This is a genomic window from Roseibium sp. (assembly GCF_039982295.1).
GTDB lineage: Bacteria > Pseudomonadota > Alphaproteobacteria > Rhizobiales > Stappiaceae > Roseibium.
In genome coordinates this window covers 93,600-107,052 of record NZ_JBDWYP010000082.1, presented here as the reverse complement: position 1 = coordinate 107,052, position 13,453 = coordinate 93,600, and the positions used below count along the sequence as shown (strand labels likewise).

12 protein-coding genes are annotated in these 13,453 nt (G+C 56.5%); 11 read left to right on the top strand and 1 reads right to left on the bottom strand.

Annotation, left to right across the window (positions count from 1 at the left end; translation table 11 throughout):
- Positions 1-232 precede the first annotated feature (232 nt).
- The 8 genes from ABJZ52_RS16450 (at position 233) to phoB (ending at position 9,271) form a co-directional block, all read left to right on the top strand.
- Positions 233-1,564: an ATP-binding protein gene (locus ABJZ52_RS16450; protein ID WP_348188368.1), complete on the top strand. Its 1,332-nt coding sequence runs from the start codon at positions 233-235 to the stop codon at positions 1,562-1,564.
- 104 nt (positions 1,565-1,668) lie between these two features.
- Positions 1,669-2,670, top strand: a complete 1,002-nt coding sequence (locus ABJZ52_RS16445; protein ID WP_348188366.1) for a substrate-binding domain-containing protein — start codon at positions 1,669-1,671, stop codon at positions 2,668-2,670.
- A gap of 359 nt (positions 2,671-3,029) precedes the next feature.
- Positions 3,030-4,067 carry a substrate-binding domain-containing protein gene (locus ABJZ52_RS16440; RefSeq protein ID WP_153771005.1) on the top strand — a complete coding sequence of 346 codons (1,038 nt, stop codon included), beginning with the start codon at positions 3,030-3,032 and terminating at the stop codon, positions 4,065-4,067.
- Positions 4,068-4,151: 84 nt separating this feature from the next.
- Positions 4,152-5,624 (top strand): phosphate ABC transporter permease subunit PstC, encoded by a 1,473-nt coding sequence (gene pstC, locus ABJZ52_RS16435; RefSeq protein ID WP_348188364.1) that lies wholly within the window; start codon positions 4,152-4,154, stop codon positions 5,622-5,624.
- Positions 5,624-6,976: a phosphate ABC transporter permease PstA gene (gene pstA / locus ABJZ52_RS16430; protein WP_348188362.1), complete on the top strand. Its 1,353-nt coding sequence runs from the start codon at positions 5,624-5,626 to the stop codon at positions 6,974-6,976. Before pstC ends, pstA begins: the two co-directional genes overlap by 1 nt.
- A 53-nt stretch (positions 6,977-7,029) precedes the next feature.
- Positions 7,030-7,791 (top strand): phosphate ABC transporter ATP-binding protein PstB, encoded by a 762-nt coding sequence (pstB, locus tag ABJZ52_RS16425; RefSeq protein ID WP_348200088.1) that lies wholly within the window; start codon positions 7,030-7,032, stop codon positions 7,789-7,791.
- A gap of 34 nt (positions 7,792-7,825) precedes the next feature.
- Positions 7,826-8,536 (top strand): phosphate signaling complex protein PhoU, encoded by a 711-nt coding sequence (gene phoU, locus ABJZ52_RS16420; RefSeq protein WP_348188358.1) that lies wholly within the window; start codon positions 7,826-7,828, stop codon positions 8,534-8,536.
- A gap of 39 nt (positions 8,537-8,575) precedes the next feature.
- The gene (gene phoB, locus ABJZ52_RS16415) at positions 8,576-9,271 is read left to right on the top strand and encodes a phosphate regulon transcriptional regulator PhoB (protein ID WP_348188356.1); all 696 of its coding nucleotides are present in this window, start codon (positions 8,576-8,578) and stop codon (positions 9,269-9,271) included.
- 75 nt (positions 9,272-9,346) lie between these two features.
- Here the strand turns inward: phoB and ABJZ52_RS16410 are convergent, their stop codons facing one another.
- Entirely contained in the window at positions 9,347-9,883 is a 537-nt protein-coding gene (locus ABJZ52_RS16410) for a GcrA family cell cycle regulator (RefSeq protein ID WP_348188354.1), read from the bottom strand.
- Positions 9,884-10,317: 434 nt separating this feature from the next.
- Here ABJZ52_RS16410 and ABJZ52_RS16405 point away from each other — a divergent pair, with 434 nt between their 5' ends.
- The 3 genes from ABJZ52_RS16405 to ABJZ52_RS16395 are packed head-to-tail and all read left to right on the top strand — an operon-like array spanning position 10,318 to position 13,436.
- Positions 10,318-11,520, top strand: a complete 1,203-nt coding sequence (locus tag ABJZ52_RS16405; protein ID WP_348188352.1) for an aspartate aminotransferase family protein — start codon at positions 10,318-10,320, stop codon at positions 11,518-11,520.
- Positions 11,517-12,446: an ornithine carbamoyltransferase gene (gene argF / locus ABJZ52_RS16400; protein WP_348188350.1), complete on the top strand. Its 930-nt coding sequence runs from the start codon at positions 11,517-11,519 to the stop codon at positions 12,444-12,446. Before ABJZ52_RS16405 ends, argF begins: the two co-directional genes overlap by 4 nt.
- A 12-nt stretch (positions 12,447-12,458) precedes the next feature.
- Positions 12,459-13,436, top strand: coding sequence for an Hsp33 family molecular chaperone (locus ABJZ52_RS16395; protein WP_348188348.1), 978 nt, complete (start codon positions 12,459-12,461; stop codon positions 13,434-13,436).
- Positions 13,437-13,453: the final 17 nt, after the last annotated feature.

Genomic DNA, 13,453 nt, shown 5'->3' with positions numbered 1-13,453 from the left:
GCCTGTCGTTGCTATGGAGGCATCTGGTAGATGGCCATCGTCAGCATTGGAAAACCGGGGCTTCTGCTGCGCAGGAAAACCCGACAGGCGGTCTATTGTCGCTTATCTGACATGCTTGCCATGGTATCAGCAGTGCTCGCTGTAGTTTGAAATATGTGCTGGAGCGGTCTATCTGATTGATAAGTCGTCAAAATAACAAACTGAAAAATGCAGTCCGGAAGCACACCCTGTAATGACTGAAGTCCAAAGCGAACCAGCACATCCGGTTGTTGAATATAAGTCGGCTTCGCCTTTCAACAGGCTACGGGAAGCCCGTTGGCAGCTCGTAACCGCTGCGAGCCTGGGGTTTGCCTCGAACGTCTTCTTTGATGTTCCCTGGCAGGCAGTGCTAGGTGCCATTGCGCTTCTAGTTGGTGTTACGGCCTATGTTCCACGCAGGCTCAGATCGCGTCGCCTCGAGGTCGTCAAACAGCGTGAATTGCGTCGCATGTGGCCCGGAACCGGTATGAAGGTGACCGTCGACGCCTTGCCCAATCCCTGCTTTGTTGCCGATGGCCGTGGCATCACGCGATACATCAATCAGGCTGCGCTGAAGCAATATGGTGAACTGACGCCGGGCGACCCGCTGTCCTTTTCCCTTCGCGCGCCGTCGTTACTAGAGGCCTTCGACAGGGTGTGCAGCTCGGGCGCTGCAGAGCGAATAAACTGGACCGAAAAGGTCCCAACCGAGGCCTGGTTCGAGGCGCATGTTTCACCCGTTTACATGCCGGGGCCGGGGGGCGGCGGGGCGGACGCCGGTCGATTGCCGGACTTCGTTCTCGTTGTGATTCGAGACTTGTCCGAGCAGCGTCGACTCGAACGTATGAGGACTGATTTCGTCGCAAATGCCAGCCATGAGCTGCGCACGCCGCTCGCGTCACTTACCGGTTTTATCGAAACGATCCAGGGGGCCGCGCGCGACGATCCGGCTGCCCGCGATCGGTTTTTGCAGATCATGCTTGAACAAGCCGGCCGGATGAGGCGCCTGATCGATGATATTCTCTCGCTTTCCCGGATCGAGCTCAAAGCCCACGTGAAGCCGGCGGCACTCGTGGATCTGGTTGAAATCGTTCGGCACACCACTGACGCACTGGCTCCGCTTGCGAGCGACATGAATGTCGAGATCGAAACCGATATTGATGTTGGCGAAGCCTTGGTGCGTGGCGACCGGGATGAACTTATACAGGTCACTGAAAACCTGATTGAAAACGCCCTGAAGTACGGCAGCACTGGCGAAAAAGTCTCGGTTTCTGTCAAGCCGGTTGCTCCGGATGCCGGTCCGGTAAATTGGTCGCTTGTGGTTCGGGATTACGGCGAGGGCATACCAGCTGAACACCTGCCGCGCCTGACAGAGCGTTTCTACAGAGTCGATGTCGATTCCAGTCGTGCACTCAAGGGGACGGGCCTCGGCCTCGCCATCGTGAAACACATCTTGAATCGTCACAGGGCGCGCCTGGAAGTAGAAAGCGCTCCGGGCGAAGGTGCAGCTTTCAAGGTGCATTTTCCCGCGAATGACGCAGACTGATGTCGGGAACACCCTTGCTTGAAGTCATAAAACTGAAGCGCTGATCCTTTATTCGACGATCATCTTTTTGGCTTTGTGAGCCAGAGTTGGATCGGAGTGATCAAATGGGCGAGAAAGCCACAAAATATTCAATCGCCCTTGCTCTCTTGCTTCTGGCTTCGGGGGTGGCTCACGCGCGTGATCGAATATTGATCGTCGGATCCTCCACGGTGTTTCCCTTTTCCATGGCGGTTGCCGAAACGTTCAGCGAGAAAAGCGGTCACAAGGTGCCTATTGTTGAATCGACCGGTACTGGCGGTGGGCTCGAGTTGTTTTGCACCGGTGTTGGTGACAACACGCCTGATATCACGAATGCCTCGAGGCGGATCAGAAAGTCTGAGTACGTGGCGTGTCTCAAAAACGGCGTGACGCCTGTTGAGGTCATTGTCGGTTACGACGGAATTGTCCTCGCCAATTCGAAAGCCGGGCCAGAGTTCGACATCACGATCGAGCAGATGTTCCTTGCCTTCGCGAAGAATCTGAAGCAGCAGGGCGAGGTTCGCCTTAATCCATTTGCCAAATGGTCGGAGATCGGTCCTGGGCTTCCTGCCGAAAAAATTGAGGTCTTTGGGCCTCCGCCGACATCAGGCACTCGTGATGCCTTCGAGGAGCTTGTCATGGACGCAGGCCGCAAGATCGTTGGCGGAATTGAAGAAGACGCATGCCCTGAGATCCGAAATGATGGGGCCTACATCGAATCTGGAGAGAACGATGATCTGATCGTTGAGAAACTTGAAGCCAATCCGGGAACGGTAGGTCTTTTCGGGTTCTCTTTTCTCGATCAGAACAGCAGCGAAATCCAGGGGGCAGCGGTTGGGTCAATCGAGCCTACCTTCGAGAATATTGCGTCCGGAACCTACCCGATCTCGCGGCCTCTCTATTTCTATATCAAGAAAGAGCACGTCGGAATGGTTCCTGGCATCGAAGGGTATCTTGAAGAGTTTACCTCCGAAGCGGCTTGGGGTGACGCTGGCTACCTCGCTCAAAGGGGATTGATTCCGTTGACCGAAAATCAGCGTAGGGAGGGGGCTGCGCGCATCCGGAAAATGGAGCCGCTGCGGCTTTGAGGGACGTTCTGCCACGAGACGCTTCTAAGCCAGATAAGATTGAGCCGCGCAAATGACCGCACAAGGGTCAGGAAATTCTCTTCAGCAGCTAGCAGCAGTTCGCTTTGGTCAGGGCATTTTTCGAGGTGTTCTGCGAGTCATGTGATAATTACCAAGGCGCCTTCATAAAGCGCGTCTGTCATTGGCGATGAAAAGAAATAAATTAGAAAAAGCAAATAAAATCAATATTTTATATTGTCACAAAACTGATATCAAATAGTCATAGAAGTCACATGAGTGGCCACTAGGGTCGCAGCCATCGCACAGGCTGGAAAGTCTGCGATATCCAGGAAACCTTGACATTCAAAGGGAGTGGTCAAGTGAAATTCAAGACCCTCGTTAGCGCAACAGCTCTGGCCGTTGCTTCCACTGCGTTTGTTGGCGCTGCTCAGGCTCGTGACCAGGTTCAGATCGCTGGTTCTTCCACAGTTCTGCCTTACGCTTCCATCGTTGCTGAAGCTTTCGGCGAAAACACCGACTTCCCGACACCGGTCGTTGAGTCTGGCGGTTCCTCTGCTGGCCTGAAGCGTTTCTGTGAAGGCGTCGGCGAGAACACGATCGACGTCGCAAACGCATCGCGCAAAATTCGTGAAAAAGAAATCAAGGCCTGTGCAGAAGCTGGTGTCAAAGACATCATCGAAGTTCGCATTGGCTACGATGGGATTGTTTTCGCGTCGCAGCAGAGCGGCCCGGCTTTCACTGCGTTCCAGCCTTCCGATATCTTCAATGCTATCGGCGCAAAGGTTCTCAAGGACGGCGCAGTTGTTGACAACCCTTACAACTCCTGGGCTGAGTTCAACTCGGATCTTCCGGACGTTGAAATCGCAATGTTCATCCCGGGCACCAAGCACGGCACACGCGAAGTTTTCGAAGACAAGGTTCTTCTGAAGGGCTGTGAAGAAACTGGCGCTATGAAAGCCATGATGGACGGCGGCATGTCCGAAGACGACGCTGAAGACGCATGTCTCAACGTTCGCGCTGACGGCAAGTCCACGGACATCGACGGTGACTACACCGAGACCCTGGCTCGCATCGACTCCAATTCCAACGGCATCGGCGTTTTCGGTCTGGCGTTCTATGAGAACAACACCGACAAGCTCAAGGTTGCCACCATGGGCGACGTTGCTCCTTCCACAGAGACCATCGCTTCTGGCGAGTATCCGGTTTCCCGCCCACTCTTCTTCTACGTCAAGAAGGCACACATCGGCGTGATCCCTGGTCTGAAGGAATACGCACAGTTCTTCATTGCTGACGAAATCGCAGGTCCTCAGGGCCCACTGGCTCAGTACGGCCTGGTTTCCGATCCGGAGCTGGCTGCTACTCAGGCTTCTATCGCCGCTGAAGAGACCATGAAGTAATCGAGCTATGCTCGATGGGGGCGGCGTTTTCGCCGCCCCTTTTCCTTCCTGACTTATATTGTCGAAACACTTTCGGGGAAGCAGATGCCTTTATTTTGGCTCATCTTGATCGTTCTCGCCGTCGCTGCGGTGGGTTACGTTCTGGGGCGGTCGCGGGCCTTGGCCAGTGCTGGGGGAGAGCGGCGGAAACTGCACTCGCTTCCTTCATATTACGGCGCCAACGTTGCGATGAAAGCCGCTGTGCCGGCTTTCTTGCTGATGATTGTCTGGCTCTTGGCGCAGCCATTCTACATCGACAACTCCATCTCTGGCATGATCCCGGATTCTGCGATCAGCGAGGGCTCTTCGCGTGGGCTTGTGATGGCGGAAGTGCGGCGTGCAGCCCGAGGGTTGGAAAATGCAGTTGCGATGGGTGAAATCACGGATGATTTTGCGCGCAACGCACGCGCTGATTTCAACGACATTACAGCCCGCCTGAAGGAGGCCGGGCAGATCGTCACGTCCGAGATCACGCAGCCCGTTATGCGTGCAGCTCAGCGGTTCCGAATTCTCGATTCGACCGCGAGCCTGCTCATGGCAATCGCTGTGCTTCTCGTTGCTGTCATAGGTGTCCTTTGGGGTTTGCGCGAGACCAAGGCCGATTTTTGGGCGCGCAACACCGTTGAAGGTGGTGTGAAGGCACTTCTGATCGGAGCTGCTTCGATCGCCATTTTGACGACGATTGGCATCGTTCTGTCGCTGGTGTTCAACACTGTTGAATTCTTCAGGCTCTATCCGGCCATAGACTTCTTCACCGGCCTGACGTGGTCTCCGAGCTTCTCCGGTCGAGGCGGATCATCAGAGCTGGGCATTATCCCGCTGCTCTGGGGCACGTTCTATATCTCGATCGTTGCCCTGGCGGTTGCCGTGCCGGTCGGCCTTTTCGCAGCAATCTATCTTTCGGAATACGCGGGCCCTCGCGTTCGCGCGGTGGCCAAGCCGCTTCTGGAGGTGCTCGCGGGTATTCCGACGATTGTTTACGGCCTTTTTGCGCTCCTGACTGTCGGGCCTTTGCTCCTGTCTGTCTTTGGCGATGAAGGTGTCGGCATCATGCAAGCCGGAACGGCAGTGATGACGGCCGGTCTGGTCATGGGCATCATGTTGATCCCGTTCGTCAGCTCACTGTCCGACGACATCATCAATGCTGTCCCGCAAGCCATGCGTGATGGTTCCTACGGACTGGGGGCAACCAAGTCCGAAACCGTAAAGCAGGTGATCCTGCCCGCAGCTCTGCCGGGCATTGTCGGTGCCATCCTGCTGGCAGCCTCGCGCGCCATTGGTGAAACCATGATCGTAGTGCTGGGAGCCGGTGCCGCGGCCCGTCTCAGCCTTAATCCTTTCGAGGCGATGACGACTGTCACTGCCAAGATCGTCAGCCAGCTCACCGGCGATGCGGACTTCGCGTCTCCAGAAGCTCTGGTGGCCTTCGCGCTTGGGATGACCCTCTTCGTCGTGACCCTTGGTCTGAACATCGTCGCGCTCTACATCGTGCGCAAATACCGGGAGCAGTACGACTGATGACCGAGACAACCCATTCTTCGGCACCATCTTCTGCCGAGACGACCGCTGCTCCGGCTCAGGGTAAATCCCTTTATGCATTGGACAAGCGGACACAACAGCGCAACGCTGCGGAGACGCGCTTCAAGGCTTACGGCATTGGCGCTATCCTGATCGGGCTTTTCTTCCTCGTGGTGCTTGCTGTGTCGATCATTAGCGAAGGCACTCCGGCATTTACCCGGACCGTCATAGAGGTCGAGTTTTCGGTTTCCCAGGAACAGTTTGATGATGCTGAAAAGCAGCTCTTCAAGACCCGTGCCTATGAGAACCTGTTCATTTCGGGCCTTAAGCAGCAGCTTGACGAGAGCGGCGTGACTGTTCCCTTCGATGAAGCAGCAATCGAGCGTTTGCTCGGTAAGCCGGGCAGCACGATCCGGTCCTTCTTCAGAGAAAATCCGGATCAGATCGGCGAGCCCGTTGGCTTCGAACTGGCAGCGTCGTCGCGTGTCGATGGCTACATGAATGGCCGTGTCACACGTGACAATATCGTCGACAGCCGCTTCCTGATGAAGTCGGACCTGGATATTGCTGATGCACTTGTGGACGCTGGAATTATCAAGACCGCATTCAACTGGAATTTCATAACCGGGGCAGACTCCGGAGTGGATAACCCGGGTGGCGCAGGCATTGGCGCTTCTGCCGTCGGTTCTTTCTTCATGATGCTGGTTGTTCTCTTCCTGTCGTTGCCGATTGGTGTGGCCGCGTCGATCTACCTCGAAGAGTTCGCACCCCAGAACCGGATCACGGACATGATCGAGGTGAACATCTCGAATCTGGCCGCCGTTCCCTCCATCGTGTTCGGTATCCTTGGACTTGCAGTGTTCATCCAGTTCATGCACCTGCCGCAGTCGGCTCCGCTGGTTGGCGGTCTGGTGCTGACGCTCATGACCTTGCCGACGATCATTATCTCGACGCGTGCGTCCTTGAAGGCTGTTCCGCCGAGCATCCGCGATGCTGCTCTGGGAATTGGCGCCTCGAAGATGCAGGCCATTTTCCATCATGTGTTGCCACTGGCGATGCCCGGTATCCTGACCGGAACCATCATCGGTCTTGCACAGGCCCTTGGAGAAACGGCCCCACTGCTGCTTATCGGTATGGTTGGGTTCGTTGCGCGCGGTTATCCAGACGGATTGATCGCAGGCTTCACCGAGCCGAACTCAGCCATGCCGGCACAGATCTACACTTGGGCGGCACGTGCGGACTACGCTTTCTACGAGAAAGCCTGGGGCGGCATCATCGTCCTGCTCGTCTTCCTGCTCTCAATGAATATTCTTGCGATCATCCTGCGCCGCAGGTTTGAGCGCCGTTGGTAAGAAAGCCGCTTCCCATGAATGAGATGCCTACTACAGTCGAAAAGGTCAGCGATATGACTGTGACGAAAATCGCCGCTCGCAAGGTCCAGGTTTATTACGGCGACACGCATGCGATCAAAGACGTCGATATCGACATCCAGGCAAAGGCGGTGACCGCGTTTATCGGCCCGTCTGGCTGCGGCAAGTCGACCTTCCTGCGCACGTTGAACCGCATGAACGACACCATCGATGTCTGCCGCGTTGAAGGCGACATCAAGATCGATGGCGAAGACATCTATGACCCGAAGGTTGATCCGGTTCAGCTGCGGGCCAAGGTCGGAATGGTGTTCCAGAAGCCGAACCCGTTTCCGAAGTCGATCTACGACAATATTGCCTACGGACCACGTATTCATGGTCTGGCCAGCAAGAAGGCAGATCTTGATGAGATCGTTGCCTCGAGCTTGCAGAAGGCAGGCCTCTGGAATGAGGTCAAGGATCGCCTCGATGGCCCGGGCACCGGCCTTTCCGGTGGCCAACAGCAGCGCCTTTGCATTGCGCGTGCGATCGCGGTCAGCCCGGAAGTGATCCTGATGGATGAGCCCTGTTCAGCGCTGGACCCGATTGCAACAGCAAAGGTTGAGGAGCTGATCGACGAACTTCGCGAGAACTACACGATCGTCATCGTGACGCACTCAATGCAGCAGGCTGCACGTGTCTCGCAGCAGACAGCATTCTTCCACCTTGGTGTTCTCGTTGAGCTTGGCGCTACGCAGGATATCTTCACAAACCCGCAAGACAAGCGCGCCCAAGATTACATCACTGGACGCTTTGGTTGATCGCGCTCGCTCCAGGCTGGAAAGGAAAACAGAGATGACCGAACATACGGTGTCGTCCTACGACGAAGAATTGACCACGATCGCGGGTCGTATCGCGGAGATGGGTGGTGTTGCCGAAGATCTGGTCGGCGACGCCGTGTCTGCGCTGATGAGGCGTGATCTCGCGCTGGCAGAGCAGACCATTGCCAAGGACGTCAAGCTGGATGAACTGCTGCTTGATATCGAAATGCGCAATGTCCAGGTGATCGCGCGCCGCCAGCCGATGGGGCAGGATCTGCGCGAGATTATGGCTGCAGGCCGTATTGCCAACGATCTCGAGCGTGTAGGCGATATGGCGAAGAATGTCGCGAAGCGCGTCATCGCCATGGACGAAGGCCTCAAGTCTTCGACGCTGGCGATTGGTGTTGAGCACATGACCGAGCTTGCCCTGGCGCAGCTAAAGGCTGTTCTGGACGCCTATACGCGCCGTGATGCGGAGGCTGCAAAGCTGGTTCGCGACCGGGATAGTGAAGTTGACGCCATTTACACGTCCATCTTCCGCGAACTCCTGACCTACATGATGGAAGATCCGCGTAACATCACGCAGTGTGCTCATCTGCTCTTTTGCGCCAAGAACATCGAACGCATTGGCGATCATGCGACAAACATCGCTGAGAACGTCTACTACATGGTCACGGGTGACCGACTGACGGACGATCGTCCTCGAATGGACGAGACGGGCGTTGCGGATAAGGAAAACGTCTGACTGAACTGGTCAGGCGCGAGTGTGTCGGAGTGAAATGGAATGCCTAAGGTACTCATCGTTGAAGACGAGGAGCCGCTTAGCCTCTTGCTAAGGTACAATCTTGAAGCTGAAGGCTATGCGGTTGAGTCCTGCATGCGCGGTGATGACGCAGAAGTGCGGCTTCGCGAAAGTGTGCCGGATCTGCTGCTTCTGGATTGGATGTTGCCTGGTATTTCAGGGATCGAGCTGTGCCGCAGGTTGCGTATGCGGGAGGACACGGAGCGCCTTCCGATCATCATGCTCACGGCCCGTGGCGAAGAAGCGGAGCGTATTCGTGGTCTGTCGACCGGCGCTGACGACTACGTCGTCAAACCCTTCTCTGTACCCGAGCTTATGGCACGGTTGCGGGCGATCCTGCGCAGGGCCAATCCGGAGGTCGTTTCGTCCATGCTGCGCTCGGGCGATATTGAACTCGATCGGGAGACACATCGCGTTCGTCGTAGCACCAAGGAAATTCATCTTGGTCCAACCGAATTCCGGTTGCTGGAATTCCTGATGACGTCCCCGGGCCGGGTGTTCTCGCGTGAGCAGCTTCTGGACGGCGTTTGGGGGCATGACGTCTATGTTGACGAGCGAACCGTCGATGTGCATGTCGGTCGCCTTCGCAAGGCCTTGAACCGTGGCAAGGCCAAGGATCCGATCAGAACCGTGCGCGGGGCTGGCTATGCCTTCAACGATCAGTTTGCGGTCGCCTGATTTTATAGGTTTCGAAACTAAAAAAAGCCCGCCGATGATTATCGGCGGGCTTTTTCGTTTGAGACTGCGATGATGTCAGGAAGCACGCGCCGTGACAACCTTGCGGTCACGCCTACGATCGCTGACCGGCTGGTACGCGATCTTGCAGTGATGCGCGCAGTAGGGAACTCCCGCGTCAGACACGCGCCCACAGAAATAAAAATCATCGCTGCTTGGATCGCCGATTGGCCATTTGCAGGTGCGCTCAGTCAGGGTCAGGATGGTCGCCCGCTCGGAGATCGGCACCAGTTCGGCAATGGGCTCGGCTTCCGGCGCGATTTGCGCGACCGGTGCAGGTGCACTCTCCATTTTAAGCGCAGTAGCGCCCTGTGTCTGCGGCTGAGGCGCGCTGGGACGGCTCGATGATGAGGTCGGAGCGGTGGATGCCCGGCTGCGGCGCGGCTTTGAAGCCGGCGCTGGTGTCTTGGCACGGCCCGACAAGCCGAGACGGTGTACCTTTCCGATAACGGCATTGCGTGTGACGCCGCCTAGTTCGCCTGCGATCTGGCTCGCGCTGTGGCCTTCGGTCCAGAGCTTCTTCAGCAGCTCTACGCGTTCGTTCGTCCAACTCATTTTTGCCGCACCCCGTCTGGTCTGTGGCCAATAGCCACGAGGCATTAACCTGGTGTTAAGGCACGCGTAGGCGTGCCAGTCGTGGCATATTTAGTGCCATTAAGTGATTTGTCGCACGAGATGTCGTATTCGACGGGTTGGAGACTACAATAGCGCGAAAAGTCGAGGCAAGGTTGGCAGGCCATTGAGATGGGGATGAACCCACTTTTCCCCAGAATAGCCATCCCTATGGGAACGTTGCCGGAATTGGCGGAAACCCGCCAATTGCATTGACAGCAAAGAGTGGAAGGGGTGTATAAGCAATTCAGATATGCGCGTGCCGCCTTCCGGGCGGCATGTTTCGTTTTGGGGGCGAGTGTCGTTCCGGGCGTGAACATCCAGGATTGCTTGGTGCGCTTGTCAGAAATTTTGTCTCTCCACAGGAGTAAAGAGTAATGTCGGCGTCTGCGCTGTTTGGAACTTACGCAAGATCGGGCCTGGAGTTCGATCATGGGGAAGGTGTCTGGCTGGTAGCGAGCGATGGCCGACGATTCTTGGACTGTGGTTCCGGTGTTGCCGTTAACGCATTGGGGCACAGCCACCCGCATCTGGTCGATGCGCTCAAGACCCAGGCAGAAAAACTCTGGCATGTCTCGAACCTGCATCCGATTGCCGGACAGGAGCGTCTCGGACGTCGGCTTGCTGATGCTACCTTCGCTGATCGGGTTTTCTTCACCAATTCGGGTGCTGAAGCCATGGAGGCCGCGATCAAGACAGCGCGGCGCTATCATTATGATCAAGGTCATCCGGAGCGTTTTCATGTGGTGACGTTCGAGGGGGCCTTTCATGGACGCACCCTTGCAACGATCGCGGCAGGCGGGCAGGCCAAATACCTTGAGGGCTTTGGTCCCAAGGCACCCGGTTTTGACCAGGTGCCGGCAGGCGACCTGGAGGCGCTGAAGAAGGTCATTGGCCCACAGACGGCTGCTATTGCCATCGAGCCTATTCAGGGCGAAGGCGGTGTCCGCGAAGTGCAGGCGGACTTCCTGCGTCATCTGCGCAAGATCTGTGATGACGAAGGCCTCCTGTTGATCTTCGACGAAATTCAGACCGGCGTTGGCCGAACCGGCAAGCTCTTTGCCCACGAATGGAGCGGCGTGACTCCGGACATCATGGCGATTGCCAAGGGGATCGGTGGTGGCTTTCCCGTTGGCGCATGTCTCGCAACGGCAGAAGCATCCGATTGCATGGTTCCAGGAATTCATGGAACGACTTTCGGCGGCAATCCTCTCGCCATGGCCGTTGGCAATGCTGTTCTCGATGTGATCCTTGCTGACGGCTTTCTCGATGCGGTCAAGTCCAAGGGGCTGAGTTTCAAGCAGAAGCTGGCCGGATTGGTCGATAGCCATCCGAAAGTTCTGTCTGATGTGCTTGGAACGGGTTTGATGCTCGGCCTGAAGTGCGTCGTTCCGGTCGCGGAATTGGTTGTCATGGCCCGCGAGCATGGCCTTTTGGCCGTTCCGGCTGGAGACAATGTTGTACGTATCATGCCGCCATTGACGATTTCCGAGGAGGAAATCTCTGAAGCTGTTGAGCGACTTGAGGCTGCAGTTCAATCACTGGAACAAAAAATGACACTTGAAGGAGCGGCAGAATGACCAGCACCGGTTTGTCGCGTAATTTTCTTGATCTGACAGAAGTTAGCTCCGATGAGTTGCGGCACATTCTTGATGCTAGCAAGCGGATCAAGAGCGAGCGCAACGGCGTACACCGCGGTGTCGGCCCGCTCGCGGGCAAAGTGCTCGCCATGATCTTCGAGCAGCCTTCGACACGTACACGCATATCCTTCGATGTGGGAATGCGTGAACTCGGTGGTGAGACGTTGATGCTCACAGGCGCGGAAATGCAGCTGGGACGCGGCGAGACGATCGCAGATACCGCAAAAGTCCTGTCGCGCTTCGTTGACGCCATCATGATCCGCATCCTCGATCACGATCAGCTGTGCGAATTGGCTGAAAACGCAACGGTGCCTGTTATCAACGGCCTGACGAAGGTGTCCCATCCCTGCCAGATCATGGCGGATTTGCTGACTTTCGAAGAGCATCGTGGCAACATCAACGGCAAATCCGTTGCCTGGACCGGTGACAGTAACAATGTTCTGGCATCCTGGGTTCATGCAGCGTCTCGATTTGACTTCGAGTTGCGCATTGCAACTCCGTCCGAACTGGCGCCTCCCACAAGCCTCATCGAACAGGCACGCAAGGACGGGGGCTCGATCCTCGTCACGGATGACCCATATGAGGCGGTGAAGGGCACCGACTGTGTCGTGACCGACTGCTGGGTCTCCATGGGAGACGATGATGCCGAAAGCCGACACAATCTTCTGAGTGCCTATCAGGTCAACAAGCGTTTGATGTCAGAGGCCAACGCCGAAGCTCTCTTCATGCATTGCCTGCCCGCACACCGCGGCGAGGAAGTGACATCGGAGATCATGGACGGCCCGAACTCGGTGGTTTTTGACGAGGCGGAAAACCGTCTCCATGCACAGAAGGGCATTCTGGCCTGGTGCTTCAACGCTGTGTGAAAGGCATAAGGCGTGGCATTTGATTTATCGGAATTCGGTGTAACCCCGGCGGGGCAGGACGCTGTGCGTCCTTTTGCGGTCGAGGGGCTGGATGTGCGCGGGCGTGCGATCACTCTAGGGCCGGTGGTCGACAGTATTCTGGAGCGGCATGCCTATCCGGAACCCGTTTCGCGTTTGCTTGCAGAGGCGATCGCGCTGACCAGCCTGCTTGGGACCTCGCTCAAGTTTCATGGACGCTTCACGCTTCAAACCCAGACGGATGGTCCGGTGTCGATGCTCGTCGTCGATTTCTCGTCGCCCGAGGCGATCCGTGCATGCGCAACTTTCGATGAAGAGTTGGTCACAGCTGCGATCGAGGCCGGAGAGGCAACGCCAGAGCGTTTGCTTGGTCGTGGTCATCTTGCGATGACCATCGATCAGGGCAAGCATATGCAGCGGTATCAGGGGCTGGTCGAGCTTGACGGCATTTCGCTGGAAGAGGTTGCACGACGCTATTTCGCGCGCTCGGAGCAGATCCCGACGGAAGTCCGGCTTGCTGTCGGTGAATTGTATACGCGCACGCAAGGCGGCGGTCCCAACCATAAATGGACCGCAGGCGGTGTCATGGTGCAGTTCCTGCCCGAGGCTCCTGAGCGCATGCGCCAGCCCGATCTGGATCCAGGCGATGCACCGGCCGGAGCCGACGTACACATCATCGATGAAGATGATGCCTGGGTTGAAGCCAAGGCTTTGGTCGATACGGTCAAGGACGTCGAGTTGACGGACCCGTCGGTAAGCGTTGAGGAACTGCTGTTCCGGCTCTTTCATGAGCGTGGTGTCCGGCTTTTTGATCCGCAGCCGATTGCGGATCAATGCAGCTGTTCGCGTGAGAAAGTCAAAGGCATTTTGACTAGTTTCAGCGCTGAAGAAGTTGAGCAGATGACCGTTAACAACAAGATTGTCGTGAAGTGCGAGTTTTGTAGTGCGAGCTACGAATTCGACGAGATGTGATCGCGTATTTGTTTCTG